Source organism: Bradyrhizobium liaoningense (assembly GCF_018130955.1).
In the GTDB taxonomy this organism is placed as follows: Bacteria; Pseudomonadota; Alphaproteobacteria; order Rhizobiales; family Xanthobacteraceae; genus Bradyrhizobium; species Bradyrhizobium liaoningense_C.
On sequence record NZ_JAFCJM010000061.1, the window covers coordinates 16,734 to 40,942 of the forward strand.

General features: G+C 65.3%; 19 protein-coding genes. 12 read left to right on the forward strand and 7 right to left on the reverse strand.

Annotated features, from left to right (window positions below; translation table 11 throughout):
• Positions 1–3: 3 nt before the first annotated feature.
• Complete coding sequence (locus tag JQ632_RS31900; RefSeq protein ID WP_212406621.1) at positions 4–678, reverse strand: Crp/Fnr family transcriptional regulator; 675 nt, start codon at positions 676–678, stop codon at positions 4–6.
• A gap of 239 nt (positions 679–917) precedes the next feature.
• Here JQ632_RS31900 and JQ632_RS31905 point away from each other — a divergent pair, with 239 nt between their 5' ends.
• The 3 genes from JQ632_RS31905 to JQ632_RS31915 all read left to right on the forward strand — a co-directional run bounded on the left by JQ632_RS31905 (position 918) and on the right by JQ632_RS31915 (position 6,694).
• Positions 918–3,014 (forward strand): AsmA family protein, encoded by a 2,097-nt coding sequence (locus JQ632_RS31905; protein WP_212406622.1) that lies wholly within the window; start codon positions 918–920, stop codon positions 3,012–3,014.
• Between the two features lie 150 nt (positions 3,015–3,164).
• Entirely contained in the window at positions 3,165–5,612 is a 2,448-nt protein-coding gene (locus JQ632_RS31910; protein WP_212406623.1) for an adenylate/guanylate cyclase domain-containing protein, read from the forward strand.
• Positions 5,613–5,827: 215 nt separating this feature from the next.
• Positions 5,828–6,694 carry a hypothetical protein gene (locus tag JQ632_RS31915; protein WP_212406624.1) on the forward strand — a complete coding sequence of 289 codons (867 nt, stop codon included), beginning with the start codon at positions 5,828–5,830 and terminating at the stop codon, positions 6,692–6,694.
• A gap of 63 nt (positions 6,695–6,757) precedes the next feature.
• Here the strand turns inward: JQ632_RS31915 and JQ632_RS31920 are convergent, their stop codons facing one another.
• Positions 6,758–8,038, reverse strand: a complete 1,281-nt coding sequence (locus tag JQ632_RS31920; RefSeq protein WP_212406625.1) for a Spy/CpxP family protein refolding chaperone — start codon at positions 8,036–8,038, stop codon at positions 6,758–6,760.
• A 175-nt stretch (positions 8,039–8,213) separates the two neighbouring features.
• Here JQ632_RS31920 and JQ632_RS31925 point away from each other — a divergent pair, with 175 nt between their 5' ends.
• Positions 8,214–8,933 carry a hypothetical protein gene (locus JQ632_RS31925; protein ID WP_312015682.1) on the forward strand — a complete coding sequence of 240 codons (720 nt, stop codon included), beginning with the start codon at positions 8,214–8,216 and terminating at the stop codon, positions 8,931–8,933.
• Positions 8,934–9,119: 186 nt separating this feature from the next.
• Here the strand turns inward: JQ632_RS31925 and JQ632_RS31930 are convergent, their stop codons facing one another.
• Together JQ632_RS31930 and JQ632_RS40130 are read right to left on the reverse strand one after the other, a co-directional pair.
• Positions 9,120–10,163 carry a LysM peptidoglycan-binding domain-containing protein gene (locus JQ632_RS31930; protein ID WP_212406626.1) on the reverse strand — a complete coding sequence of 348 codons (1,044 nt, stop codon included), beginning with the start codon at positions 10,161–10,163 and terminating at the stop codon, positions 9,120–9,122.
• A 163-nt stretch (positions 10,164–10,326) separates the two neighbouring features.
• Positions 10,327–10,449, reverse strand: a complete 123-nt coding sequence (locus JQ632_RS40130) for a hypothetical protein (protein WP_312015683.1) — start codon at positions 10,447–10,449, stop codon at positions 10,327–10,329.
• A gap of 341 nt (positions 10,450–10,790) precedes the next feature.
• On the opposite strand from JQ632_RS40130, the gene JQ632_RS31935 reads away from it, so the two are divergent.
• From JQ632_RS31935 to JQ632_RS31945, 3 genes are all read left to right on the forward strand, one after another.
• Positions 10,791–11,900 (forward strand): beta-propeller fold lactonase family protein, encoded by a 1,110-nt coding sequence (locus tag JQ632_RS31935; protein ID WP_212406627.1) that lies wholly within the window; start codon positions 10,791–10,793, stop codon positions 11,898–11,900.
• Between the two features lie 74 nt (positions 11,901–11,974).
• Positions 11,975–12,145, forward strand: coding sequence for a hypothetical protein (locus tag JQ632_RS31940; RefSeq protein ID WP_212406628.1), 171 nt, complete (start codon positions 11,975–11,977; stop codon positions 12,143–12,145).
• A 178-nt stretch (positions 12,146–12,323) separates the two neighbouring features.
• A complete protein-coding gene (locus JQ632_RS31945) occupies positions 12,324–13,214 on the forward strand; it encodes an efflux RND transporter periplasmic adaptor subunit (protein WP_212406629.1) in 891 nt (296 codons plus the stop codon).
• Between the two features lie 127 nt (positions 13,215–13,341).
• Here the strand turns inward: JQ632_RS31945 and JQ632_RS31950 are convergent, their stop codons facing one another.
• Complete coding sequence (locus JQ632_RS31950; RefSeq protein ID WP_212406630.1) at positions 13,342–14,190, reverse strand: caspase family protein; 849 nt, start codon at positions 14,188–14,190, stop codon at positions 13,342–13,344.
• A 429-nt stretch (positions 14,191–14,619) separates the two neighbouring features.
• Between JQ632_RS31950 and JQ632_RS31955 the strand changes: the two genes are divergently transcribed.
• From JQ632_RS31955 to JQ632_RS31965, 3 genes are all read left to right on the forward strand, one after another.
• A complete protein-coding gene (locus JQ632_RS31955) occupies positions 14,620–16,347 on the forward strand; it encodes a hypothetical protein (RefSeq protein ID WP_212406631.1) in 1,728 nt (575 codons plus the stop codon).
• A 91-nt stretch (positions 16,348–16,438) separates the two neighbouring features.
• Positions 16,439–17,164 (forward strand): thermonuclease family protein, encoded by a 726-nt coding sequence (locus JQ632_RS31960; protein WP_212406632.1) that lies wholly within the window; start codon positions 16,439–16,441, stop codon positions 17,162–17,164.
• A 114-nt stretch (positions 17,165–17,278) separates the two neighbouring features.
• Positions 17,279–18,466 (forward strand): alanine--glyoxylate aminotransferase family protein, encoded by a 1,188-nt coding sequence (locus JQ632_RS31965; protein WP_212406633.1) that lies wholly within the window; start codon positions 17,279–17,281, stop codon positions 18,464–18,466.
• 165 nt (positions 18,467–18,631) lie between these two features.
• On the opposite strand, the gene JQ632_RS31970 is transcribed toward JQ632_RS31965, so the two are convergent.
• Positions 18,632–19,738, reverse strand: a complete 1,107-nt coding sequence (locus tag JQ632_RS31970; protein ID WP_212406634.1) for a hypothetical protein — start codon at positions 19,736–19,738, stop codon at positions 18,632–18,634.
• The gene (locus tag JQ632_RS31975) at positions 19,738–21,183 is read right to left on the reverse strand and encodes an MBOAT family protein (protein ID WP_212406635.1); all 1,446 of its coding nucleotides are present in this window, start codon (positions 21,181–21,183) and stop codon (positions 19,738–19,740) included. Before JQ632_RS31975 ends, JQ632_RS31970 begins: the two co-directional genes overlap by 1 nt.
• Positions 21,184–21,432: 249 nt before the next feature.
• Here JQ632_RS31975 and JQ632_RS31980 point away from each other — a divergent pair, with 249 nt between their 5' ends.
• Together JQ632_RS31980 and JQ632_RS31985 are read left to right on the forward strand one after the other, a co-directional pair.
• A complete protein-coding gene (locus JQ632_RS31980; RefSeq protein WP_212406636.1) occupies positions 21,433–23,538 on the forward strand; it encodes a S9 family peptidase in 2,106 nt (701 codons plus the stop codon).
• A 71-nt stretch (positions 23,539–23,609) separates the two neighbouring features.
• On the forward strand, positions 23,610–24,110 hold the full coding sequence (locus JQ632_RS31985; RefSeq protein WP_212406637.1) for a GNAT family N-acetyltransferase: 501 nt from the start codon (positions 23,610–23,612) through the stop codon (positions 24,108–24,110).
• Positions 24,111–24,209 lie beyond the last annotated feature (99 nt).

The window sequence follows — 24,209 nt, forward strand, 5'->3', positions numbered from 1 at the left end:
CTCCTACTCGTTCCGTGCGATCGACGTCAGCTTGGTCATGTTCTTCAGCAAGATCCGCCCGCGCTGGAGGTCCAAGATCGCTTCCTTGCGCCAGGACTGAAGCTGGCGGTTGACGCTTTCACGCGCGGCGCCGACGAACACGCCGAGCTGCTCCTGCGAGATGTGCACCTCGGAGCCGTAATCGGCCGCGAGCGCGCAAAGCCTGCGGGCGAGCCGCACCGGCAGGGGTTGCAGCATGGATTCCTCCATGCGCTCGCTCTGCCAGCGGATACGCTGACACAAGAGCATGATGATCTTGATCGCGACCTTGGGCTCGCGCTCGAGGAAGGCGAGGAAGTCCTCGCGCCGCAGCACGAACAATTCACTGGCCTCGCCCGCGGTCGCATCCGCCGTGCGATTCTGGCCGTCGAGCACCGCGACCTCGCCGAACAGGTCGCCCGGCCCCATGAAATTCAGCGTCAGCCGGCTGCCGTCGGAGGCGCCGGTCTCGATCCGGATCTGGCCGCGGCGGACGCCGAACAGCGCGTTGCCGGGGTCGCCCTTCTGGAACAGCACCTCGCCATTCGCCAGGTGCTGGGTATGACAGAGAGTGGACAGCCGCTGCAACTCGTCCGCGCCGAGATCCGCGAACATCGGGTTCATCTTCAGAATGACCGCAAATTCGGCCTGTTTGCTCATTGCAATTCCCTTTGCGCTGTCCTTGGCACTGCCGTCGGCAATACCCTTGGAACCATCGCGATCAGAATCGCGGAAAACCCGCGGGATGAAGTGTGTCATAAGTCACATAACTTTGCAGCACCCCTTGATTATTTTTGGCGGCTTGGTGCGATTTCCCCTCCCGGGATAAGCTGATGGGCAACGGGCGGATGTGGCACCTTGCCGGGTTCGACGCCGCAGTCCGCTTTTGGAAAGTCGACATGAGAGCTGTGAAATTCGCCGGCGCTACGATCGCCGCGGTCATCATCGTCATCGCGCTCGTCCTGATGGTCGGGATCCCCTCGGGCTTCCTGAACTCGGCGATCGCCTCCAAGGTCGAGAGCGCCACCGGCTATCGCCTGACGATCGCGGGCACCACCAAGATCAGCCTGTGGCCGACGCTGAACGTGACGCTGAACGATCTCACGCTGCAGGATCCGAAAGACCGCAGCGGCATCACCCGCCTGACGGTCGAGAGCGTGCAGGCCGACATGTCGCTGTCGAGCGCCTGGTCGGGCCGGCCGAAGATCAGCGAAATCGTGATCACCCATCCCGTGCTCTACCAGCCGCTGCTGCGCGAGCGCCTGCCGAATGCGAGCGCATCGAAGCCGGCAATGCCGCTGGACGCCGGCGGCGCGACGATCGATCGCATCCGGATCACCGATGGCGAAGTGGCGTTCGCCGCCGTGCGCGACCGGATCGAGAACCGCCTCAGTGCCATCAATGCCGACGCCACCATCGGTGCCGACCGCAAGGTGAACTTCAAGGGCACGGCACGCGCCGGCGACTATCCGCTCAAATTCGACATCAAGGCGGCCCCGCCTGCTCCGCCGCTCGACCGGCAACCGATTCCGCTCGACTTTGCGATCGACATGCCCGATCTGCTCCGCTCGCAGCTCGCCGGTCGCGCCGAGGTGCGGCTCAACGGACCGCTGGTGATGATCAACAGCCTCTCCGGCGCACTTGGTAACGGCGCCTTCAACGGCTGGGCTTCGGTCGACATCGCGAGCAAGCCGCTGGTGAAGCTCGACCTCGCCTTCCAGCAACTCGATATTCCGCTGGCGAAGCCGGCGAGCGGCGCGCCGTCGCAGCCCTGGAGCGACAAGCCGATCAACGTCTCCGGCCTCAATTATGTCGATGCGCAGGTGCGGATCTCGGCCAGCGAAGCGACCGTCGGCGAGGCGCGTTTTTCGCCGCTGGCGCTCGACGTCAAGCTGGCCGGCGGTGTGCTGAAGGCCGGCACGGCCAATCTCGGCGCCTATGGCGGCCAGATCTCCGGCGAAGTGATCCTGGATGCGACCAGCGGCGCGCCGAGCTTCGCCATGCATTCCGACCTCGTCGGCGTGCGCGCGCTGCCGCTCCTGAAGGGGCTTGCCGATTTCGACCGGCTCGACGGCAAGCTGCAGGCCAAAATTGCGGTACGCTCGGCCGGCGTCAGCCAGCGCGCCCTGATGGCGAACATGCAGGGCACGGTGTTCGCGAACTTCCAGGACGGCGCCATCCGCGGCATCAACGTCGCGCAGATAATCCGCTCGCTGACCTCCGGCACCCTGTCCGGCTGGCAGGACAGTGAGGCACTGAGCACCGACCTGACCCAGCTCTCCGCCTCCTTCCGCATCGACAAAGGGCAGGCGGTGACGACCGACCTCAATCTGATCGGCCCGCTGGTGCGCGTGACCGGCGTGGGCACGATCGACCTCGGCACCAAGCTGATGGCCTTCCGCGTCGAGCCAAAGCTCGTGATGACGACCCAGGGCCAGGGCTCTACGCTCAATCCCGTCGGCTTCGGCATTCCCGTGATGATCGACGGTTCCTGGTCGCAGCCGCGAATCTATCCGGATATGGCTGGAATGCTCGACAATCCCGATGCGGCCTATGCCAAGCTGCGCGAGATGGGCAAGGGCCTGTTCGGCCCCGACGGCGCGGGCCTCGGCAATATTCTGGGCAGCCTCGGGCTTGGCGGCAACGCGCCCGCAGGCACCACCAGCAACGCCCCCGGCACCAACCCGCAGGGACAACAGCAACAGCCGGCGCAGAACAATCTGCTCGGCGGACCGCTTGGCGAGGCGATCGGCAATCTGATCCAGCAGGGGCTCTCGGGACAGGGCGGTACCGCCCCCGGCGCGAGCCCCGGCACCGCTACGAGCCGCAGCCGCGGCATGCCAGCCACCCCGACCGCGCCCGAGCCGCAGGCCTCGCCCGCGCCACCCGCCCAAGCACCCACCCAAGCACCCGCACCCGCCCAAGGCGAGCCACCTTTGGCGCAGCAGGACAGCCAGCCCATGAACGACCTGCTGCGGCAACTGTTCAACCGCTGAAATCAGCGCCAAAACCCCGCGCCCCGCGGTCCTTGCCAATGGGTAACCACGCCGGCCGGCAGCCGGTTGAGGAGCCCAAACTGTGGTAGAACGATTGTGGGCTGAAACAGCCCTTGGCGCCGGCCTCACCTGCGGCGCATGAGGATCCGGATGGCGGGAGCGAAAGACAAGACCCGGTTTCTGCGCGAGGGCCTGTTCGCCAAATATGTCGTCTCCCTCGTCGGCCTCGTCGTCTTCGTGCTCGCCGTCAACGGGGCGATGGAGACCTGGATCTCCTATCGCGCGACCAAGACGACCCTTACCGACGCCATGGAGGAGAAGGCACAAGCCACCGCCAAGCGGATCGAGCAGGCCATCTCCGAGCTGGAACGCCAGATCAGCTGGGTGACGCGCGCCTCCCAGGACACGATCGAAAAGCGCCGCGCCGACTATGCATCGCTCCTGAACCAGGTCTCCGCGGTGAACCAGCTCTCCCAGCTCGACGGCGAGGGCCGCGTGGTGCAGCGCGTCTCGCGCGTCTCGATCTCGGGCGGCAGCAGCAACGATCTCTCGCGCGACATGCGCTTTACCGATGCGGTGGCCCACGGCGTGGTCTATGCGCCCGCCTACTTCTCCGACGAGAAGCCTCTGATGTCGATTTCGGTGGCGCATTCCGGCTTCAAGTCCGGCGTGACGATGGCCGAGATCGATCTCGACTTCCTCTCCGACTTCCTGTCCGACGCCCAGGTCGGCAAATCCGCCTTTGCCTATGTGGTCGACCCGCACGGCAAGGTGCTGGCGACCTCGTCGAAGGGGCCCGACATCGGGAAGGATCTGTCAAAACTGCCGCAGGTCGCCGCCGTCAACGCGCCCGATCGCGAGCCGATCTCGTCGGGCACCGACTTCAACGGCCATTCGGTGCTGACGGCGGCAAGCGAAGTGCCAAAGCTCGGCTGGGCCGTGATCTTCGAGCAGCCGACCGCGCAAGCGCTGACTCCGATCCGCGACCAGCTCGTGCGCGTCGGACTCCTGATCGGCATGGGCCTGATGGTCGCGATGCTCGCCGGCGCCTTTCTGGCGCGGCGCATGGTGATCCCGATCAACGCGCTGCGCGATGGCGCCAACCGCCTCGGCGAAGGCGATTTCAGCCACCGCATCGACGTCAAGACGTCGGACGAGCTGGAGCAGCTCGCCAACCAGTTCAACAACATGGCCGGCCAGCTCCAGGAAACCTATTCGGGGCTGGAGACCAAGGTCGAAGAGCGCACGCGCGACCTCGCGCAGTCGATCAACGAGCTCAAGGTGCTCGAGGAGGTCGGCCGCGCGGTGGCCTCCTCGCTCGATCTCGACGCGGTGCTGCCGACCATCGCCGCCCGCGCGCTCGAGATCACCCATGCCGATGCGGTGCTGATCTACGGCTACGACGCGGACCAGCATCGCTTCAACCTGGTCGAGGCCAACGGCATAGACAAATCCGCCGACGGCGCGCATGTCACCATCGACGAAGGCGCCAACATCCTGAGCGACGCCGCCGAGAGCGGCGAGCCGATCGCGCTTGCCGATCTCGACCACGCCGCCGAGCAGCCCTTGCGCGACGTCGCGGTCAATGCCGGCTTCCACTCGGTGCTCGTGGTGCCGCTGGTCGACCAGCAGGGCACGCTGGGCTCGCTGGTGATGCTGCGCCGCGCCAGCGGAGAGTTTGCGGCCGGCCTCACCGGACTGATGCGCACCTTCGCGCACCAGGCGGTGCTCGCGATGCGCAATGCGCGGCTGTTCACCGAGGTCGACCACAAGGGCCGCGAGCTTGCCGCCGCGCATGAGACGGTGCAGCAGCAGGCCGCAAAGCTGCAGGAGCAGACAGAGCAGCTCCGTAACTGGAACCGGTCGCTCGAGGAGCGCGTCGAAAAACAGCTCGGCGAGATCGAGCGGATCAAGCGGCTCGAACGCTTCCTCGCCCCGCAGGTCGCGCAGCTCATCGCCTCTTCCGACGGCCATGATGCCCTGCTCGACAGCCACCGCCGCGAGGTCACCGTCGTGTTCTGCGATCTGCGCGGCTTCACCGCCTTCACCGAGGCCACCGAGCCGGAAGAAGCGATGAACGTGCTGCGCGAGTATCACGCGGCGCTCGGCGAATTGATCTTCCGCTACGAGGGCACGCTCGACCGCTATGCCGGCGACGGCGTGATGATCCTGTTCAACGCGCCGATCCAGTTCGCCGACCACACCAAGCGCGCGGTAAAGATGGCGGTGGAGATGCGCGACACCATCGGCGCGCTGACCGAGAAATGGAAGAACCGCGGCCACTCACTCGGCTTCGGCCTCGGCATCGCGCTCGGCTATGCCACGCTCGGCCAGATCGGTTTCGAGCAGCGGCTGGAATATGCCGCGATCGGCAGCGTCACCAACCTCGCCTCGCGCCTGTGCGACGAAGCCAAGGCCCACCAGATCGTGGTCTCCCGCCGCGTCTACGGCATCGTCGAACCCTGGGTCGAGGCCCGCCCGCTCGACGATCTCCAGCTCAAGGGTTTTAATCATCCCGTGCTCGCGATGGAGATCCTCGGCTGGCGCGAAGAGGTCGACAACGTGGTGGATGCGGCGTCGGCAAGGCGGCGGATGTGAGTTCGGGGTCGTCCTGGCGAAAGCCAGGACCCATTACCCCGACGGCTAATTTTGGGCAAGCCACGTGACCGATGCACGACTACGAATCTTCGCCAAACTTCTCCCTGTGGTTATGGGTCCTGGCTTTCGCCAGGACGACGGCGGAAAATTCCTCCCGAACCACATCTCTCCCCACCGCGACTAACGGTCGCCTCGCATGTCGCAGGGAGTGAGCCGTGGCGTTTGCATTGCCTTCGCACGCGTATGATTTGCAGATGCTGGACCGCAGCGTGGACCGCGCACGGGATCACGGCTGGGTGTTCGGCCTGCCGCCCGGCATCGTCACCGAGGAATGGCCGCTCGATCCCGTCTCCGGCTATCCGCTGATGCACGGCTTCACGCTGCTCTTGCCATCGGACTATCGCGTGCATGGCGAGGATATCGTCGCTGTTGCGTTCTTTGCGACCGCGCCCGACCACAATGACGGCGGCGCACCCGACGATCCCGAGATCCGCGACGCCGTGATGGCGCGACCTGCACATCCGCGGCTTGCGCGCATGACCGACATTCTCGACTACGAATATGCGGCGATCCTGCTCAGCAAACGCGAATATGACGGCGCGTTCGCGACGCCGCCCGCACCGCTCTCACTCGCCACCGCCGAGCGGCCGCGCTGGCTCGACGTCGGCAGCGCTGCCGCGTTCCACGAGTCCGCACTGCCCTACGCCAAGAAGATGTTTGCAAGCGCACCGCGCGCCGATCTCGCCGAGACCCGCGCGATTGCACTTCAACCGCGCGCAAGCGATCCCAACGCCGGCAAGGCGCCGCGCGACGAATTCAACTACCGCGGCGAGCCGACCGGCTATCAGCCGTATTACTATTATGACGGCCCCGACAAGCGCCCGGAAAATTTTCGCCTGCACGAATGGGGCAAGGACCACGCCCAAGATCACCTCGGCGGCACCATGCGTCCCTCGCAGGCCGTGCCGGCAATGAGCCCGTTCTACATCGAGTTCGAAGAGTATTTTGGCGGCTACAATTTTGGCGGCGGCAACGCGCAGCTCGACTTCAAGGAGATGAAGTTCGACTGGGCGTGCGGGTGACTGATAACGACGCCAACACCTCATTCACCGCTGTCGGCCTGGCAGGCCGGGACGACAGAAGAATCACACCCCGCGCTTCGGCCCCATCGCCTCGAACCCCGCCTTCTGCTCGTCGCTCAAGCCGACGTAGAAATCATCGAGCGCATCGCTGGTATCCTTGACGGACTGCAGCAGGGCCTCCAGCCGCGCCTTGGTGGCACTGAGTCGGGCGGGCATCGTTTTGAGCGACTCGGGCGGACAGGGCGGGAGCTCGAGGGCGCGGAGCGCAGTGTCCTGCAGCACTTCGAGAGTGGCGCGCTGGGTCGCGTCGAAATGCAGGTTGGCGGCGATCTCGTCGATCGGCCACTTCACCTTCTCGAACTGGGCAGCCTGCTGCTCGAGCGAGAGCTCGGCTTGTTGCTGCTGCGCAGCTTGGCACGCAGCTCCTGGGGAGAGTTGCTGTGCGGCGGCCGTTGCGACCCCGTGGCGGGATCTGCGGGCGCGGGCGGGCGCGGCCTTTGGCTGATCCGTGGCGAGCGCGTTGAGCCTTGCCTTCTGGTTGTCGTCCAGAAGGCTCGTGAATTTCTGCAGCGGCGGCTGCACGGCGGCCAGCGCCTTGACCATCGCCTCCAGGCGGCGCTGCATGATCCTGATGCGGTCGAGCGCGGTCGCCGGCGTGTCACTGGGACACGCAGCGCGGATGGTCTCGCCGGCCGAGGTCCAGGCGGCGTTGAGCTCGTCGAGGCCCGCGCGCTGCGCCTCGCTCAACTGGATCGCCTGCTCGATACGCTCAGGCGGCAGCGAGGCAAAGTCGCCGGTATCGGCGTTGCAGAGCTCCTGCGTCGAGGGGAATTTGCGTCCGCGCCGACTGGTGGGATTGCCGGCCTCATAGGCGGCAAGCTCGCTCACCGCGTAGGGCGAAAAGATCGCGGCGTTGATGTCGCCGTAGCCGTAGGCCCAGACGCTCATGGCGTTGCCGGAGGCAACAGTGTCGTAGAGATCGCCATAGGCGAACGGCCAGAACAGCGGACCGGCCCAGCCATAGAAACCGTCGGCGTGCTGCCACCAGCCTTGCGCGCTGCGGCCGCCCTGCCAGCCCGCGAGCGCGGCCATCGCCGTCGCTTGCATGCGCACGGTCGGCCGGGTCGCGGGGCGGAGATCCTGCGGCCGCATTGCGGCGGCGCGAACGTAGCGATGGCGCGCGGCTATGCGTGCGTGACGGACGCCAGCGATCGACAGCACCCGGCCCATCGCGGAACGTACGACGCCAACAGGACCGCCGCGAAAGCCAAATCCTGCCTCAGCCACAGCCGGCAGCAGCGTCGCCAGGACGACCAGAATCAGGCCGCCGGCGGCCGTCTTCATTCGCCTTTTCGATCCTTGTCGCACCTGATCTCCCACTTGGCCCTCCTCCAAACCAAGCCGGATCGCGTCACCAAGATGACTCCGAAAGAAACCGAAAGTTCCCCGTACTGAACCTGTAATGTGGTCACGATGTCCAATATTCGAGGTCACATCGTGGCGGTTGAGGATTTTGCCCGTGAATACGCTCCGCCGTTTTGCCCTGCCGCTGGTGCTGCTCGTCCTGCTTGCCTTTGCCTCGTCCGTGTTGGCCGCGTCGGGTCCCGGACCGGACTACAAGCTGAGCGACGACGCCGACCTCGCCTTCACGTCTCCCGACGGCGCGACCAAGCTCGAGCAGTACACCAGGGAGACGAAGGATTTTGACATCAAATGGCAGATCTGGGCGCGGCGCGGCGCCGATATGACCGAGCTGAAGCCCGAGCTGGATTATCCCGCCGGCTTCCGCTTCACGAGCGACTCGCAATGGCTGGTGCGGATGCAGAAGATCGGCGCCGGCTATCAAAAGCTCTTTCTCTACCACCAGGGCAAGAGCGGGTTCGAGGCCGCGACGGAGAAGCCGCTCAGCGACCTCGCCTGGGCATTCTTCAAGAGCAGTCCGGACGGCAAGAAAATCTCGCCGCCCGACTTCCACATCTTTGCGGCGCTGCTGAAAGGCACCGAGGACGCCTATCGCTGGATGGGCGTCACATGGCCTGATAACCGCTACCTCGTGATCTCGCTGGCGGGCGTGATCGAGGCCAAGCATCCCAGGAATGGCGTCAAGGAGCTCACCGGCTGGCGATGCCGCTACGACCTCCAAAGCGGCAAGTTCGACGTGCCGGCGGCGTTCGCCAAGAACAATGCGCGGGCAATCGCGGGGAAACCTTTTCCGGACGAGGAGCAGGGGGACGAGTGAGTCGGCGTCTCACGTTGCCACTTTTCCTCCTCCCCTTGTGGGAGAAGGTGGCGCGAAGCGCCGGATGAGGGGTTGCGTCCACGGAGTCAGGATGGCGAGAAATTCACTCGCGGAGAGAGACCCCTCACCCGCGCCTTCGGCGCGACCTCTCCCACAAGGGGAGAGGTGAAAGCACCCTGATCGCCCTCACCTTCCCTTGCGCGGCAGCACAAAGGCCTGGCCGGGATAGATGCGGTCGGGATTGTGGATCTTGTCGCGGTTGGCGTTGTAGATCAGCGCGTAGGCAGCGCCGTCGCCATAGGTGCGGCGGCTGATCATCCAGAGGCTGTCGCCGCGGGAGACGACGCGAATGCCCGTGCTCGATCCCGTCGCATCAGTCTTCGGCCGCAACGGGCCCTTCTCCGCTGGCGGGGCCGCGGCGAGCGCGAGTGCGCCGGTCGGGCTCTCGTCCTTCCCGGCAGTCGGCTCCTTCTGCTCCTTAACGGTTTCCTTGGCGGCTTCCCTCGCCGGCCCCTTCGTTGACTTCGCCAGATCGACGCGCGGCGGCGCAGGCGGCGCATTGAGCGCTACGGGCACACCGGCCTTCGACTGCGCGACCGCGCCATCCGGCGCCGTCGATTTGAGCGTCAGCTTGTAATTGCCGGGCGGCAGCTTTGGCGGGGTCATCACGAACAGGCCACTCGCGTCAGCGGTGACCGTATCGTGCTTCTCGCCGTCGCGAAGCAGGTCCACCCGCGCGCCCGGCGCGGCACGGCCGGCGATCACGGCCTCGCCATCCTCATCAACGCGCGCGACGTCGAAGCGCGGACCTGAGTCTTCCGCAGCCGGCGCCGGCGGTGCCGAGGGAAGATCGGCCAACGCGGATTTTGCTTCGCCGAGCCCGGCAACGAGCGCGTTGCCTGACTTCGGCGGCGCCGCCGCGACCGGCGCATCGGGCGCAGCGGATGCGATCTGCGGATTGCGCGACGCGCCGGCGTCGGGTTTTGTGTCGACCTTGGCTTCGACCTTCGCGTCAGCCTTCGCGTCGGCCTTCGCGTCGGCCTTGGCGACCGGCTTCGCTTCAGGCTTAACCTCCGCCTTGGCCATGCTGCCGGCCTCGGCCTTCGCCTCGCGCTTGGTGTCGACCGGCGCGCGCCCGATATTGGTGCCGTAGTAGACGAACGCGGTGCCGCCTGCTGCCACGGCCAGACAGGACAGCACGACAATTGCCGCCTTCGATGCGATCACCATGAACCCCGGTCCCTTCACGACGGATCGGGGGTAACCTGCGCCGAATCGCGTGCGCCATCAAGCCAGTAAATCGACGGAGCGAACGGTCACGCGGCCTGACCGAAACGGACATCCGCGTCGACCATAGGATCAAACCGTCAGGCTCAGACGCCGCGCAGCGTGCTTATTTGTCGAGGCGAGCGGCGCGGACCTCGGAAAATTCCGCGTCGGGATGCGCGACGATGGTCGCGAACATGATGCCGCTAATGATGATCGACCAGGCGGTGTCCCAATAAATCCAAAACACGTGACGGCCTCCGAAAAAATGCCCCCCGCCTGTGGAAGTCTAGAACGGTACGGTTACGGAGCCGTTCCAGACTTGCTGCGGCGTGTGGGCGCACCCCGCCCCACCGGCCCAGCTCATTGTTGTTGGTCGGCATTGGCGCCCGATCGGTCGGGCGGTGTGGCGCTTTGCCACCGCTCCACCCATCGGGGGTTGGCGCAGGTGAACCGATGCAATTTCGACATCGATCGATCCAAATTTGCTTTTGGTCGAACGGCACCCATCCAGCTATCCTTGCGTGCAAATCAGGCCATGGCAAAGGGAAGCAAACCCGCCCATGGCGAATGGAAGCTGGAGGAAGCCCAATGGTCACGTCCATCCGCGCCTTGAAGGTTGCCTTGGCGTTACCGCTTGCCGCGATTGCCCTCATGTTCGGAGCCCGTGCAGCCATGGCCGAGACCTTCGTCTATGTCGGCAATGCCGACAGCAACGACATCAGCGTGTTTCGCCTCGACGGCAATGGCGAGATGACGGCGGTGCAGACCGCGCCGTTCGCCGGCATCGAGAAGCCGGGATCCTCCACCCCGCTCGCCATCAGCCCCGACAAGCGCGTGCTGATCGCCGGCGTCCGCTCGCAGCCATTTTCGGCGGTGAGCTTCGCGATCGACGCCAAGACCGGCCTACTCAAGCAGGTCGGCACCGGACCGCTCGCCGACAGCATGGCCTATGTGGCGACCGACCGCAGCGGCAAATTCCTGTTCAGCGCCTCCTATGGCGGCAACAAGATCGCGGTGAATGCGATTTCCAATGATGGCGTCGTCGGCCCGCCGTTGCAGGTGATTCCGACCGGGCTGAATGCGCACGCCATCCTCGCCGCCCCCGACAACCGCTTCGTGTTCGCGACCAATCTCGGCTCCGACCAGGTCCTGGCCTTTTCGTTCAACGCCACCACCGGCGAGCTGACACCGAGCGATCCGCCTTCGACCAAGGTGCCTGAAAAGTCGGGGCCGCGGCACTTCGTGTTTCATCCGAACGGCAAATACGTCTATCTCCTCCACGAGCTGAACGGCGATGTCGCGGCGTTCGCCTATGAGGCGAAGGGCGGTGCATGGGACGAGATGCAGCGCACCACGGCGCGGCCGGAAGGGTTCAACGGCAAACCCTGGGCGGCCGACATCCACATCACGCCCGACGGCCGCTTCCTCTATGCCTCGGAGCGGACCACCTCGACGCTGTCAGCGTTCAAGGTCGATCCGGCCACGGGCAAGCTCACCACCGTCGGCAGCGTGCCGACCGAGAAGCAGCCGCGCGGCTTCAATATCGACCCGTCCGGCCGCTACCTCGCCGCCGTCGGCGAACTCTCCGACAGCATGACGGTCTATGCCATCGATCAGGCGACCGGCGCGCTGGGCAAGCTGAAGTCGTACCCGACCGGCAAGAAGCCGAACTGGGTGGAGCTGGTTAACCTGCCCTGAGCGGGAAGGGCAGGCTCGAACCTAAGTAAACATCCGTAGTTTCGAGTGCGGCAAACTGTCTTCATATAGAGGGGATGGACCGCCAGATTGTCTTCAAATGCCCGCAAACCGGCATGAACGTGCAGCACCGGCTGACCGCCGCGGCTAACGATGCCGCGGATACGCATGTCTCCGTGGTCTGCCCGGCCTGCACGCGGCTGCATCTGATCAGCCGGGCGACCGGCCGGCTGCTGGGCGAAAAATAGGCGGGATCGCGATCCTGCCCGCGGCCAGCGAACCTCAACCCACCTGCCCCGACTAACCCAAGAGCGCGCCCCGCGTTCCCCGCGCGGACGATGCGGCACTGCGTCTTCGCCGGGCCGGCCCATGGCCCGCCACGCCGGCATCTGCTATCGATCGCGTGTTATTTGAGCGGAAGTCCCGATGCGTCCTTTCAGCCGTCCCTTGCCAAGATACCTGTTTCCCACCGCGCTCGCCGGCGCACTTCTCCTTGGCCTGCAGGCCGCGTCTGCCGCCGATGAGGAGCCCGCGAAGGGGCCGGCCGTCACGGTGCTGAAGGCGGCAAAATCCTGCTTCTCCGACATCGTGGAGGCGACCGGCACGATCATCGCGCGCGAGGAGACGTCGGTGCGGCCCGAGCGGCCGGGGCTGAAGGTCACGGAATTGCTGGCGGAGGCCGGCGACACCATCACCGCCGGCCAGGTGCTGGCGCGCCTGTCGCTGCCCGAGGGCGGCACGCTTCAGGTCACCGCGCCGGTGGCCGGCGTGATCGCCTCCTCCACCGCGCAGATCGGCGCGCCGGCGTCCGCCAAGGGCGAGGCGCTGTTCTCGATCGTCGCGCGCAGCGAATACGATCTCGTCGGCCTGGTATCGACCTCCGACATCCGCAAGCTCGCGACCAACCAGCAGGCGAGCGTGCGCATTGCCGGCGCCGGCGACATCGACGGCAAGGTGCGGCGCATCGGCCCGACCGTCGAGCCGAACATCCAGCAGGGCATGGTCTATATCGGCATCGCGACGCCGCGGCGGCTGTTGCTCAATTCGAGCGCGCGCGCGCTGATCAAGACCGGCCAGAGCTGCAACGTCGCGGTGCCCTTGACCGCCGTGCAGTACAGCCCGGCCGGCACCGTGGTGCAGGTCATCAGGCGCAATCGCGTCGAGACCAAACGCGTCGAGACCGGACTGTTGGCCGGCGGCCAGGTCGAGGTCCGCGAAGGCCTCAACGAAGGCGATATCGTCGTCGCCCGCGCCGGCGCGCTGTTGCGCGAAGGCGATCCCGTGCGCCCGGTGATGGCGAGCGCGGAGAAGAAGTAGGGGCACGATTTCGCAGGGTGGGCAAAGCGAAGCGTGCCCACCGCTTGTCTCGCAAGCACAACAAATGGTGGGCACGGCGCTATCGCGCCTTTGCCCACCCCACAGATCTTACCGAAATTGAAGCGACCTAGCCGCCGGCTTCGTTGAAGCGGACGTCTTCGAGCAGCGAGGAGGAAACGCTCGGGACCTGGTCGCCTTCGGAGGCGCGCGAGATCGCGACGCGGGTCTTGTTGAAGACGCCTTCGGCGGTGCCCTGGGCCTTGAGATTGCTGAGCAGCTCGCCGACCAGCACGCTGTGCTCGCCCTTGACGTCGTCGGCGACCTTGCCCGGCGTGTTGGACGTCAGGATCAGCGCGTTGTCCGGCGCCGAGATCGGCGCGAGGCCGTGGCTGTAGGAGCGGAAGCGGCGCTCGTAGGGGTTACGACGGGACGCGTCGACGACGACGAGCTTGGCCTTCGCGCCCTGCTCCTTCATCATCTCAAGCACGCTCTCGATCGAGACGCCGTTGCGGCGGACGTCGCTTTCCTTCCAGATCACGGCATCGACCGGCAGCATGTAGCTCTGGCGGCCGGCCTGAACGCCGTAGCCGCCGAAGAACAGCATGACGACCGAGTCGCGCGTGATCCGCGACTTCAACCGATTGACGGCACGGACCATGTCGTCCTTGCTCGCGTCCTCGACCATGTCGACGTCAAAACCGTTCTTGCGAAGTGACGCCGACAGCGCGCGGGCGTCGTTGATCGACTGCGTCAGGGGCGCGGACGCGTCGGGATAATGACCATTGCCGATGACCAGCGCGAGGCGCGAGGCATGGCCGACGGAACCGGTAATCTGCTCGGTCGAGACGGCCTTGGCGGCATCGAGCGCACGCATGTTGAGGGCAGCATGGGCGCCAATCGCGAGCGAGACCGTGCCGATGAGGGCCGCGGCCACCGCGATCGTCCGTCGGGAAATATCGAGCTGCCTTACATTCATCTCGGTTCATTCCTGTCAGTGCCCAAAGACCCGTGCCAAGGCCGCGCATACATGGTGAGTAGCGCGATGGCGTCTTTAGGTTTGAGGGATTGGCCGGGGGTGTCTCCCCGAATTGCGCGCAATTTGCGGCGCCGCACCAAAGAAACCCTTAACCCGATCCCGCCTCCCCGGCAATAGATGGCCCAGAATTTCAGCTAAACCGTTGAACATGTTAGTTAATCTGCAGCGGCGGAATCGGGGATTTTTTCACCTTCCCGGCCCCTTTGCAGCCCTTATCATGCAGGCGGCGTGCCGGATTTTTCTGTGACGCCAATCACATTTGTAATTCCCGCGATTCCGGGTATGTTTTCAAGCACTTGCAGGTGCGTTGGGGCGTTGCTGGAAACGCGCCGGAGAACCTGGGCAAGGCCCCGCGCGACCAGGTATTTTATGAGCTTTCATTACTTTGCAGGTCACGCCTACCGCGCGCTGACGGCGCGGAAGGATGGCCCCTCCCTCTATGAAGTCTGCGATCCCGTGCTGGCGGGACCATCGACCGGCGATCCGCATATCGCAAAATTCTACAAGATGGCGCTCGGCAATCCCGCGCTGCGGGTGCTGCTCAACCGGGCCGGCCTGCCCGAATTGCACGACGAAGCCAGACTCGGCCGGCTGCGCGAGGCGCTGCGGCGGGCCCGCGAGGACCAGGTGCCCGACTGGGCGGCGATCGGTGCGCCCGTCGCCGACCTCGTCGACAGCATCGAGCTCGACCATCCCCGCCCGCCAAAAATCGCCTTCAACCGCGACGCGCCGGCGCTCTCCGTCATCGACGGCGTGATCCGCGACTGCGCGCAGCATCTGCTCAGGTCCTACCGCGAGAGCGGCTTCCTGCCGACCTACGCGGCCTTCAACCTGATCGGCGATCCTGATGTCCGCGGGCGCGAGCTGATCATGGCGCTGACCGGACTGAACGCGCGCGGCTACAAGAATTCCTCGCTGCTGTTCAACCTTGCCCGCGTCTTCATCGCGCGCTCCAGTGCGCGGGCCATCATCAATCCGCCCTGGAAGGGCATCGCCGAGCCGATGTGGGAGCCGGTGCAGATCCGCCACCGCTCGGCCTATTACGACGCGTTCTTCATCGAGGCGCTGCTGTCCTATGTCGAGACCGGCCTCGCCTCGCCCGCCGATACCGCCGCGGCCAAACGTGCGATCGACGACATGGTCGACTTCTGCATCAACATCAGCCGCGAAGAGGTGAAGGCGCAGGACGGACGACGCTTCGACGTCATCACCGCGCTGGCGCCGGCACCGCATCCGCGGTTTTCCCGGTTCTTTGCTCAAATCAAGCAGGACCTTGGCTTCGGCGTCTACGTACCCGACTGCGATACCACGGCCTGCTCCTTCTCCGCGGCGACGCAGGCCGGCTCCAGCGATCCGATTCTCGATCAGCCGCTGCTGGACTTCTACGAAGGCTATCAGGTGCGCGGCGGCACCAACGAGCCCCGCGTCACCGTGCCGCTCAACGACAACATCGATTATGAGGGCGGCGTCGCGACCTGGATCGACAATGTCAAAGGCGAGCGGCCCTATGGCAACGATCTCGATCCGACGCTCAACCTCGACATCCTGGAAGTCTCCTTCCGCAACCTCGCGCGCTGGAAGGTGCTGGAGACGCCGTCGCGGCTTGCCACCGTGCATCGCATCATCGCCTTCCAGAAGCGCCTTGCGGAGAGTGGCGCCTTCGCCAATCCGCGCTCGCACATCTACTATCTGCCCGAGCTCTACAGCGCCTATTTCGGCCGCTGCTATGCCGCCTATCTCGCATTGCCCCTCGCGGCACAGCAGGCGATCGATCCTGACGGTGCCTTCGACCTGATCCGCACCCATGTGCTGTCCTACGTCCAGGGCGAGATGCTGGCCGGCGAGATCAACGTATTCGATGCCGCCCTCGCCCTGATCGCGCTCGGCCATCTCGGCGCCGACGTCAGGACGTTTGCGCCGGCGCTCAACTGCATCGTGACCCAGCTCGGCGAGGGCGGGCGCCGCGGCCCCTTCCGCGCCTATGAGTGGAACAAGATGAAGACGCCGACACGGATTCTGGTCGGCGGCCCCGAGGTGACCTCGGCCTTCGTGCTGATGGGGCTGGCGCTGGCACGCAAGGCGATGACGGGAAGTTGAAAGCCCAAAGGTTGGGCAGCGGCTGGACCTTCGCCAAATCCCGACCACAATTGCCCGGTCAATCGGCGCTGATTTCACCAGACGGGACCGCATGCTTCGACGCCTCCTGCTCGCGATTTTCCTCCTGCTGTTGCCGTCCTTTGCCGATGCCGCCGACATCACCGGCGTGGCCAAGGTCCGCGACGGCGATTCCGTCGTGATCGGCAACACCCGCATCCGGCTCGGCGGGATCGACGCTCCGTCGGCCGACCAGCTCTGCCTCAACACCAAGGGCGAACGCTGGACCTGCGGCGTCGCCGCCCGCGACGCGCTGGTCAAGCAGACCGAAGGCAAGACCTGGCTCTGCCACACCCGGTCGGTCGACCGCCGCGGCCGCACGGTGGCGCGCTGCGAGGTCGACGGCCAGGACATCCAGAAATGGCTGGTGCAGAGCGGCTGGGCGCTCGCCTATGTCCGCATCTCCAAGGACTACGAGGCTGACGAGGCCGCCGCGCGCGAAGCGAAAGCCGGCATGTGGCACGGCGCCTTCATCGCGCCCTGGGACTGGCGCGTGCGCAACAAGAAGACGACGATCCTCGGCGCGACCAAGCCGCCGGATGGCGCACATGCCGTCCTGCTCGCCTCGGCCTCCGGCGACGTCGCGCCCTCGCCCGACTGCACCATCAAGGGCAACGTCAACAGCGCCGGCGAGTGCATCTATCACACCCCGAACAGCCGCTGGTACACGCAGATCAAGATGCGGATCAGCAAGGGCACCCGCTGGTTCTGCTCGGTCGAGGACGCGGAAGCCGCCGGCTGCCGCGAGACCCGGCGCTAGCGCATGGTCCGGGCAAATGCCCCGCTTTTCCGCGCTTTTCTTGAGCGCCCGTGACGCGTAAAAGCGTAGTCCAGCAACCCACCAGATCGTCATCATGAACAAGGACGAACAACAATGACCGTTCGCGCGGGCCGGGAATTTCTGGCCATCCCCGGGCCCACCACGATGCCCGACGAGGTGCTGCGGGCGATGCATCGTCCGGCGCTCGACATCTACTCCAAGCAGATGACCGACCTGACCGACGGCATTATGAGCGACCTCGCAAAACTGTTTGCGACCAAGGGCAAGACCTACACCTACATCTCCAACGGCCACGGCGCCTGGGAAGCGGTGCTGAGCAACGTGCTGTCGCGCGGCGACAAGCTCCTGGTGCTCGAGAGCGGGCGCTTTGCGGTCGGCTGGGGCAATGCGGCGGAGCTGATGGGCGCCGACGTCGAGGTGTTGAAGGGCGACTGGCGCCGCGCGGTGCGGCCGCATGAGGTCGAGGAGCGCCTGCGCCGCGACAAGGAGCACAAGATCAAGGCTGTCGTCGTGGTGCAGGTCGACACGGCCTCGGGCGCCTACAACGACATCGAGGCGATCGGCAAGGCGATCAAGGCCGCCGGCCATCCCGCGCTCTACATGGTCGACGCTGTCGCTTCGCTCGGCTGCATGCCGTTCGAGATGGACAAATGGGGCATCGACGTCGCGATGTCCGGCTCGCAGAAGGGCCTGATGACGCCGCCGGGCCTCGGCTTCGTCGCCGCCAACGACCGCGCGCTCGAGGTGCACAAGACGGCCAATATGGCGACGCCCTATTGGAGCTGGAGCGAGCGCGAAGGCACCGAGCACTATCGAAAATATGCCGGCACCGCGCCGGTGCATCTGCTGTTCGCGCTGCGCCAGGCCATCGACCTGATCCACGAGGAAGGCCTGGAGAACGTGTTCCGGCGCCACCGCCTGCTGGCCGAAGCCGCGCGCCGCGCGGTCGCGGCCTGGTCCGAAGGCCAGGTGCTCGGCTTCAACATCGCGGAGGCGACCGAGCGCTCGGACACCGTCACCACGGTGACCATGAACAACGGTCACGATCCGCTGGCGTTGCAGCGCTACTGCAAGGAAAAGTGCGGCGTGGTGCTCGGCACCGGCATCGGCGATCTGCAGGGCCAGGCCTTCCGCATCGCCCATATGGGCCACGTCAACGCGCCGATGCTGCTCGGCACGCTCGGCGTCATCGAGGTCGCGCTGAACGCGCTGAAGATCCCGCACGGCAAGGGCGGGCTCGAGGCGGCGGTGGCCTATCTCGGCGCAGAGGTTGAGGCGTAGCGGTCTTCACCTCGCCCCGCTTGCGGGGAGAGGTCGGATTGCGAAGCAATCCGGGTGAGGGGGACTCTCCACGAGTCGCTTTGTCACCGTCCCTGCGGAAGCGCCCCTCACCCGCCGCGCGTTCCGCGCGTCGGCCTCTCCCCGCAAGCGGGGCGAGGCGAAGAGTCAGCGCGGTACGCGATACGCCTCAACCTGCGCCTTCAACGCATCGAGTGACGCAAGCGGCGCTTTCGGATCGACACGGTACTTTCCCTCCGCCAGCCACTTCAACACCATCGCATCCACGACAGGCGAATGGTGAATGACGTCGCCATAATTGTCGAGCTCGTGCGTGATCTCCTTGATCGCTCGGAAATCGTAGAGCCGAACATTTGGAAGCTCCGACAGGCGCGTCGCGACCAGCGCGGTGACGTCGTAGACCGTCTTCAACGTCGCGGGCGAGGCGTCGCGCATCGCGACATATTGCAGGATCGAGTAGGGCGGAAAGTAGATGTCGAACGTCACGTCGGGATGGCGCGTGATCAAGCCGATGGCGTCGCGCTCGAAATGGTCGACCATCGCATCATAGCCATAGCCGATGCTGAGGAAGCGGCTGCGCACGGGATCGGTGATGTAGGAGAAGGCGGCGAGCGTTCGCTTCGCATTGTAGGCCGCACTGACGTCGAAATCCCGCGGCAACACGTAGATGTCGTCGACATCAGGCAACGCGAACTTGACGGGAAGATAGGGCGCGACGCTGGCGAGCGACGCGCGCAAAGGCGGGATCGCCCGCAGCACGGAGAACAGCGATTCTTTCGTCGTTGCCGTGCTCAGGAGATATGACGCGATGCCCTTGGCGGTCCTGCGATAGAGATCGGCGGAAAAGTAGGGGTCATCGTCGATGGCGGGCGCATCGACAAAGATCCAGTCGTCCATCTCCCACACCACGCGCCGCGCGCCGCGCCCGATCGCCTGCTCCAGCACAAAACCCTGCTGGCGCGAATTCGAGCCGGTCATGGCGAGCTTGAGCGAGCGCACCCCGAGCGCGCGGTCGATGTCGCTCTGGCGGAAATGGATCGCGAGCGAGGAGCCGATGAAGGCGGTGTCGAACGACTGGCTCGTGAGAAGCCCGGCGTTCTGCATGCGGGTATCGACGGAATAGGCCGCAGGCACGAGCCGCGACGGGCGGAAGAGCTGGAGCGGGTCGATGGCGTAGTTGAGCGCGCTAGCTGCGAGCACGAAGGCGAAACTCGCGAGAAGCAACCGCCAGACATGTGTGAACGGCTTGCGCATCAGAACCTGAAATAGATGAATTCGCTGTGGCTCTGGATGCCGAGGATGCCGAACGCCAGCGCGGCGGCCGCGCCATAGATCAGCAGCGGGCTGTCCTCGACGGCGATGTCGACGCCGACCGCGCGCTTGCGGTGGTCGTAACCCATGATCTCTTGCGTGTTGGGCGCGAACCAGACCAGCACGGCGTAGATCGACACCAGCACCAATGCCGCGATCTCCTCGCGGCCGAGGGCGATCTGCGTGGGGTCGGCCATGGCGCCGAGGATGATCAGCGCCCAGTCGATCCGCTCGGCGCGGAAGAACACCCAGGCGACGGCCACGGCGAGGAATGTCAGCACGAAGCCCGCGGCACGTGCAGGGCGCGCGAGCGCAGGCGGCATCGCCGGCACCAGCGCGTTGAAGGCATGGTTGATGCAGAGATAGGCGCCGTGCAGCGCGCCCCAGACGACGAATGTCCAGGCTGCGCCATGCCAGAGACCGCCGAGCAGCATCGTGATGACAAGGTTGACGTAACGGAGTACGCGGCCCCTGCGGTTACCCCCGAGCGGAATGTAGAGATAGTCGCGCAAAAACTGCGACAGCGTCATGTGCCAGCGTCGCCAGAACTCGACGATGCTGGTGGCCTTGTAGGGCGAGTTGAAATTGACGGGCAGGAAGATGCCGAACATCAGCGATATGCCGATCGCCATGTCGGAATAGCCGGAGAAGTCGAAATAGAGCTGGAACGTGTAGGCGAGCGCGCCGAGCCAGGCCTGGTCGAAGGTCGGCGAGCGCGCCTCGAAGGCGAGCGCGACCAGCGGCTGGATGCCGTCGGCAAGGCAGGTCTTCTTGAACAGGCCGATCGCGAAGATGATGAGGCCGCACAGGATCAAATGCGCCTGCGGGTGTTTTGTCTCCTCCCGCTCGAATTGCGGGATCATGTCCTTGTGGTGAAGGATGGGACCTGCGATCAGATGCGGAAAATAGGTCACGAACAGCGCGTAATGCGGCAAGGCATAACGCGCGACTTTGCTTCCCGCTTGGCCGCGCCAGGCATCGACCAGGAATGCAATCTGCGTGAAGGTGTAGAAGGAGATTCCGACCGGCAGCAGGATGTGAAGCGTGATGCCGGCGCCGAGCAGCGCGTTGAGATTCTCTGCGACGAAGCCGGCATATTTGAAGACGCCGAGCACGAGGAGATCACCGGCGACGCCGACGATGAGCGCGGCGCGACGCTGCGCGGGCTTGAGCTTGGCCGCGATCAGGAGCCAGCCCACGCCGTAGTTGAAGGCGATCGACGCCAGCAAGAGGCCCACGAACTGCCAACTGCCTATGGCGTAGAAGGCGAGCGAGGCCAGTGCCAGCCAGACTACCGGCGTCACATTGCTGCGCCGCCCAAGCCAGAAATAGCCGACCAGCACGGCCGGCAAGAACAGGAAGATGAAGGGATAGGAATTGAACAGCATCAGGCTGGACCGGCGGCGGGACAGGCCCCTTAAGCACACAAGCCGCCCCTCAACAACCCGGCGAGTTGGCGCGGTGGTGCTGGCAATTCGTGCACACGTCGCCATATTATCCGCGATCTACCGCCTTCTACGGCCGTCATTGCCGGGCTTGACCCGGCAATCCATCGACTCAAGATACGTCTTTGATGGATGCGCGGGGCAAGCCCGCGCATGACGAGCTGAGTTCCGGCGAGAAGCAACGAGGACCGAGTGACACAAGCGACCAAGAGCCAGCCTTCCCAGCCCCCCGTCGCGTCGCGGCGGCCGCATTCCTTCACCCGGCACGGCATCACGGTTGCTGACGACTATGCCTGGCTGAAGGACGAAAAATGGCAGGAGGTGCTGCGCGATCCCGCCGTGCTCGATCCCGATATCCGCAAATATCTCGACAAAGAGAACGTCTACACCGAGAGCCTGCTCGGCCACACCGCGCCGCTCCAGAAGGCGCTGGTGCGGGAGATGCGCGGGCGGATCAAGGAGGACGATTCCAGCGTCCCCTCGCCCGATGGGCCGTTCGCCTATTTCCGAAAGTTCCGCGAAGGCGGCCAGCACGAGCTGTTCGGCCGCATGCCGCGCGACGGCGGCGACAGCCATATCGTGCTCGACGGCGATGCGCTCGCAAAGGACCACAAATACTTCAAGTTCGGCGGCAGCCGGCATTCGCCCGATCACAAGCTGCAGGCCTGGAGCGCGGATACCAAGGGTTCTGAATATTTCTCGATCCGCGTCCGGGACTGGGCGACGGGGACGGACTTTGACGACCTCGTCGAGGAGACCGACGGCGGCGTGGTCTGGAGCAAGGACGCAAAGAGCTTCTTCTACGTCAAGCTCGACGACAACCACCGCCCGATGCAGGTGTGGCGGCACAAGCTCGGCACCAAGCAGGCCGAAGACGTCCTCGTCTACGAAGAGCAGGATGCCGGCTGGTTCACCCATCTGCACGAGAGCACCAGCGGCCGCTTCTGCGTGATCGCGGGCGGCGACCACGAGACGTCGGAGCAACGACTGATCGATCTCGCCCATCCCGACGCTCCGCCCCGGCTGGTCGCAGCGCGCGAGGAGGGCGTGCAATATTCGCTCGCCGATCGCGGCGACGAGCTGTTCATCCTCACCAATGCCGATGACGCGATCGACTTCAAGATCGTCACCGCGCCGCTGGCCGCATCCGAGCGCGCCAACTGGCGCGACCTGATCCCGCACCGCGCCGGCATCTACATCATCGATCTCGACCTTTACGCCGGCCATCTGGTGCGGCTGGAGCGCGCCAATGCGCTGCCGGCGATCGTGATCCGCGATCTTACGTCGAAGGAAGAGCACGCCATCGCGTTCGATGAAGCCGCCTATTCGCTCGACACCATGGGCTCCTACGAATTCGAGACAACGAATCTTCGCTTCTCCTACTCGTCGATGACGACGCCGTCGGAAGTCTACGACTACGACATGGCGAAGCGGACGCGCACCCTGCGCAAGCGGCAGGAAATTCCCTCGGGCCACGACGCGGCCGACTACGTCACCACCCGCATCATGGCGACCTCGCACGATGGCGCGCTGGTGCCGGTCTCGATCCTGTATCGCCGCGGGTTGAAGCTCGACGGTAGCGCGCCGCTGCTGCTCTACGGCTATGGCTCCTACGGCATGGCGATGCCGGCCTCCTTCAACGCCAACCGCCTGTCGCTGGTCGATCGCGGCTTCGTCTACGCCATCGCCCATATCCGCGGCGGCGCCGACAAGGGCTGGGGCTGGTATCTCGACGGCAAGCGCGAGAAGAAGACAAATTCGTTCGACGATTTTGCCGCGAGCGCGAGCGCGCTGATCGCGGCGAATTACACGAGCGCCAAACGCATCGTCGGCCATGGCGGCTCGGCCGGCGGCATGCTGATGGGCGCGGTCGCAAACCGCGCCGGCGAGCTGTTCGCGGGCATCGTGGCCGAGGTGCCATTCGTCGACGTGCTCAACACGATGCTCGACGACACCCTGCCGCTGACGCCGCCGGAATGGCCGGAATGGGGCAACCCGATCGAGAGCGAAAAGGATTTTCGCACTATCCTGTCCTACTCGCCTTACGACAACGTCGCGGCAAAGGACTATCCGGCGATCCTGGCCATGGGCGGCTTGACCGATCCGCGCGTCACCTATTGGGAGCCGGCAAAGTGGATCGCGCGCCTGCGCGCCACCATGAAAGGCGGCGGCCCCGTCCTGCTCCGCACCAACATGGGCGCCGGCCATGGCGGCGCGTCCGGCCGCTTCGACCGGCTCGACGAAGTCGCGATCGTCTATGCGTTCGCGCTATGGGCGGCGGGGATGGCGGAGGCGTGAGTTCGTAGTCCGGATGGAGCGCAGCGAAATCCTGGCTACAGGCATGTCACGCCTGCGTGTAGTCTGGTCGCATGACCCATCAGACCGCACGCCTGACGCTTCGCCCGCCGCGGCTCGCGGATACCGCGAAGCTGTTTGCATTTCTCGGCGATGCCGCGGCGATGCGATATACCACCGTGCAGAAGTCAGTGCGGGACTGCCGTCGCTATCTCGCCGCGCATGAACGGCAACGACGCCGGATTGGCTGCGCACCATGGGTGGTGAGCGAGAAGGGTAGCGGCGCCATCATCGGCTTTGGCGGCTTGTACGACGATCCCTTCGATCCCGGCTGGGGTGTCGAGGTCGGATACTTCTTTGCGCCGTCAGCATGGGGCAACGGATTTGCGACGGAGCTCACGCAGGCTTGCGTCGACTTCGCGCGCGAGAACACGCGCTGGACTGTGCTTACGGCCTTCGCGCATCCCCAGAACGTCGGCTCGCATAAGGTGTTGCTGAAGGCTGGCTTTCGGCAGGAGCGGTTCGTGCCGGAGATGGAGCGGTATTTGTATCGGCGTGAGTTGCGCAAGACGTGACCTTCTCCCTCTCCCCGCCTGCGGTAGGGCTATCGCATATGAGCCAGGACCGAGAGAAGGAAGTCGTTGTTCCATCTGGCCTGGAGCATTTTGTGGCTG

What these genes read in the sequence shown, in the direction of transcription:
- JQ632_RS31985 (WP_212406637.1), top strand. Translation starts at nt 23,610, where the DNA reads ATGACCCATCAGACCGCACGCCTGACGCTTCGCCCGCCGCGGCTCGCG.
- JQ632_RS31960 (WP_212406632.1), top strand. Translation starts at nt 16,439, where the DNA reads ATGCTTCGACGCCTCCTGCTCGCGATTTTCCTCCTGCTGTTGCCGTCC.
- JQ632_RS31950 (WP_212406630.1), bottom strand. Translation starts at nt 14,190, where the DNA reads ATGAATGTAAGGCAGCTCGATATTTCCCGACGGACGATCGCGGTGGCC.
- JQ632_RS31920 (WP_212406625.1), bottom strand. Translation starts at nt 8,038, where the DNA reads ATGAAGACGGCCGCCGGCGGCCTGATTCTGGTCGTCCTGGCGACGCTG.
- JQ632_RS31975 (WP_212406635.1), bottom strand. Translation starts at nt 21,183, where the DNA reads ATGCTGTTCAATTCCTATCCCTTCATCTTCCTGTTCTTGCCGGCCGTG.
- JQ632_RS31955 (WP_212406631.1), top strand. Translation starts at nt 14,620, where the DNA reads ATGAGCTTTCATTACTTTGCAGGTCACGCCTACCGCGCGCTGACGGCG.
- JQ632_RS31940 (WP_212406628.1), top strand. Translation starts at nt 11,975, where the DNA reads ATGGACCGCCAGATTGTCTTCAAATGCCCGCAAACCGGCATGAACGTG.
- JQ632_RS31945 (WP_212406629.1), top strand. Translation starts at nt 12,324, where the DNA reads ATGCGTCCTTTCAGCCGTCCCTTGCCAAGATACCTGTTTCCCACCGCG.
- JQ632_RS31905 (WP_212406622.1), top strand. Translation starts at nt 918, where the DNA reads ATGAGAGCTGTGAAATTCGCCGGCGCTACGATCGCCGCGGTCATCATC.
- JQ632_RS31970 (WP_212406634.1), bottom strand. Translation starts at nt 19,738, where the DNA reads ATGCGCAAGCCGTTCACACATGTCTGGCGGTTGCTTCTCGCGAGTTTC.
- JQ632_RS31910 (WP_212406623.1), top strand. Translation starts at nt 3,165, where the DNA reads ATGGCGGGAGCGAAAGACAAGACCCGGTTTCTGCGCGAGGGCCTGTTC.
- JQ632_RS31900 (WP_212406621.1), bottom strand. Translation starts at nt 678, where the DNA reads ATGAGCAAACAGGCCGAATTTGCGGTCATTCTGAAGATGAACCCGATG.
- JQ632_RS31930 (WP_212406626.1), bottom strand. Translation starts at nt 10,163, where the DNA reads ATGGTGATCGCATCGAAGGCGGCAATTGTCGTGCTGTCCTGTCTGGCC.
- JQ632_RS31935 (WP_212406627.1), top strand. Translation starts at nt 10,791, where the DNA reads ATGGTCACGTCCATCCGCGCCTTGAAGGTTGCCTTGGCGTTACCGCTT.
- JQ632_RS31965 (WP_212406633.1), top strand. Translation starts at nt 17,279, where the DNA reads ATGACCGTTCGCGCGGGCCGGGAATTTCTGGCCATCCCCGGGCCCACC.